Source organism: Pseudoalteromonas sp. NZS100_1 (assembly GCF_015864285.1).
GTDB lineage: Bacteria > Pseudomonadota > Gammaproteobacteria > Enterobacterales > Alteromonadaceae > Pseudoalteromonas > Pseudoalteromonas arctica.
The window spans coordinates 1-3,129 of record NZ_JADYXN010000065.1 but is presented as its reverse complement, the minus strand read 5'-3'; the positions used below and the strand labels follow the sequence as shown (position 1 = coordinate 3,129).

The window sequence follows — 3,129 nt, the reverse complement described above, 5'->3', positions numbered from 1 at the left end:
TGCTCTTTAAAAATTTGGAAAAGCTGATAATAAAATTCTGATAGATACATTGTATTTATCAAGAGTTTTCAAAAGTAAAAAAAGAATGGTAGCAGTACCATTCAGTGCCATTTAGTTAACTCTTAGGAGTTGATTGATTGGTATCTACTTTAGTATTCAATATTGACTTCTGGCGAAGTTAAACTGTCACAAAACAAAGACCCGTTTGGGTTGTATGGTTAAGTGACTAAGCGTACACGGTGGATGCCTTGGCAGTTGGAGGCGATGAAGGACGTATTAACTTGCGATAAGCTTAGTCAAGCTAGTAAAAAGCGCTTGAGACTAAGATTTCCGAATGGGGAAACCCACCTGCTTGCAGGTATCGTTAACTGAATACATAGGTTAACGAAGCGAACGCGGAGAACTGAAACATCTAAGTACCCGTAGGAAAAGAAATCAACCGAGATTCCGAAAGTAGCGGCGAGCGAAATCGGAACAGCCCTTAAGCTTATTATGTGTTAATGGAAGGCTGCTGGAAAGCGCCACGATACAGGGTGATAGTCCCGTACATGAAAAGACATTTTAAGTGAAATCGAGTAGGTCGGAGCACGTGAAACTTTGACTGAATATAGGTGGACCATCATCTAAGGCTAAATACTCCCAACTGACCGATAGTGAACCAGTACCGTGAGGGAAAGGCGAAAAGAACCCCTGTGAGGGGAGTGAAATAGAACCTGAAACCGTGTACGTACAAGCAGTAGGAGCCCACTTGTTGGGTGACTGCGTACCTTTTGTATAATGGGTCAGCGACTTATATTTTGTAGCGAGGTTAACCGAATAGGGTAGCCGTAGGGAAACCGAGTCTTAACTGGGCGAATAGTTGCAAGGTATAGACCCGAAACCCGGTGATCTAGCCATGGGCAGGTTGAAGGTTGAGTAACATCAACTGGAGGACCGAACCCACTAACGTTGAAAAGTTAGGGGATGACCTGTGGCTAGGAGTGAAAGGCTAATCAAACCGGGAGATAGCTGGTTCTCCCCGAAATCTATTTAGGTAGAGCCTCGGACGAATACTTACGGGGGTAGAGCACTGTTAAGGCTAGGGGGTCATCCCGACTTACCAACCCTTTGCAAACTCCGAATACCGTAAAGTAATATCCGGGAGACACACGGCGGGTGCTAACGTCCGTCGTGAAGAGGGAAACAACCCAGACCGCCAGCTAAGGTCCCAAAGTCATAGTTAAGTGGGAAACGATGTGGAAAGGCCCAGACAGCCAGGAGGTTGGCTTAGAAGCAGCCATCCTTTAAAGAAAGCGTAATAGCTCACTGGTCGAGTCGGTCTGCGCGGAAGATGTAACGGGGCTAAACTATGCACCGAAGCTGCGGATTCAGAATTTATTCTGAGTGGTAGGGGAGCGTTCTGTAAGCCGTTGAAGGTGTACCGGGAGGTATGCTGGAGGTATCAGAAGTGCGAATGCTGACATGAGTAACGATAATGGGAGTGAAAAACTCCCACGCCGGAAGACCAAGGGTTCCTATCCCATGTTAATCAGGGTAGGGTAAGTCGACCCCTAAGGCGAGGCCGAAAGGCGTAGTCGATGGGAAACAGATTAATATTTCTGTACTCGATATAATTGCGATGGGGGGACGGAGCAGGCTAAGCAAGCATAGCGTTGGTAGTCTATGTGAAAGTGAGTAGGGCGTTTGTTTAGGTAAATCCGGACGAACACTAAACCTGAGACACGAGACGAGTCACTACGGTGATGAAGTTGCTGATGCCATACTTCCAGGAAAAGCCTCTAAGCTTCAGATTATATGGAATCGTACCCCAAACCGACACAGGTGGTCAGGTAGAGAATACTAAGGCGCTTGAGAGAACTCGGGTGAAGGAACTAGGCAAAATCGTACCGTAACTTCGGGAGAAGGTACGCTCCTATCTGTGATGAGACTTGCTCTCTAAGCGGACGGGAGCCGCAGTGACCAGGTGGCTGGGACTGTTTATTAAAAACACAGCACTGTGCAAAATCGCAAGATGACGTATACGGTGTGACACCTGCCCGGTGCCGGAAGGTTAATTGATGGGGTTATCCTTAGGGAGAAGCTCTTGATCGAAGCCCCGGTAAACGGCGGCCGTAACTATAACGGTCCTAAGGTAGCGAAATTCCTTGTCGGGTAAGTTCCGACCTGCACGAATGGTGTAACCATGGCCACGCTGTCTCCACCCGAGACTCAGTGAAATTGAAATCGCAGTGAAGATGCTGTGTACCCGCGGCTAGACGGAAAGACCCCGTGAACCTTTACTACAGCTTGGCACTGAACATTGAACCTACATGTGTAGGATAGGTGGGAGACTTTGAAGCAGCGACGCTAGTTGTTGTGGAGTCAACCTTGAAATACCACCCTTGTAGTTTTGATGTTCTAACGTTGGCCCCTGAATCGGGGTTACGGACAGTGCCTGGTGGGTAGTTTGACTGGGGCGGTCTCCTCCTAAAGAGTAACGGAGGAGCACGAAGGTTGGCTAAGTACGGTCGGACATCGTACGGTTAGTGTAATGGTAGAAGCCAGCTTAACTGCGAGACAGACACGTCGAGCAGGTACGAAAGTAGGTCATAGTGATCCGGTGGTTCTGAATGGAAGGGCCATCGCTCAACGGATAAAAGGTACTCCGGGGATAACAGGCTGATACCGCCCAAGAGTTCATATCGACGGCGGTGTTTGGCACCTCGATGTCGGCTCATCACATCCTGGGGCTGAAGTCGGTCCCAAGGGTATGGCTGTTCGCCATTTAAAGTGGTACGCGAGCTGGGTTTAGAACGTCGTGAGACAGTTCGGTCCCTATCTGCCGTGGGCGTTTGAGAATTGAGAGGGGTTGCTCCTAGTACGAGAGGACCGGAGTGAACGAACCGCTGGTGTTCGGGTTGTCATGCCAATGGCATTGCCCGGTAGCTACGTTCGGAACTGATAAGCGCTGAAAGCATCTAAGCGCGAAGCAGGCCTCGAGATGAGTTCTCACTAGACTTTTAAAGTCTCTGAAGGGCCGTTGAAGACTACAACGTTGATAGGCAAGATGTGGAAGTGGTGTGAGCCATTAAGCTAACTTGTACTAATTACCCGTGAGGCTTAACCATACAACGCCAAACGCGTTTTATG

Annotated in this window: 1 rRNA gene; it reads left to right on the top strand. The window is 48.6% G+C overall.

Annotated features, from left to right (window positions below):
• The first annotated feature begins 216 nt into the window (after positions 1-216).
• Positions 217-3,107, top strand: a 23S ribosomal RNA gene (locus tag I6F66_RS20395).
• Positions 3,108-3,129 lie beyond the last annotated feature (22 nt).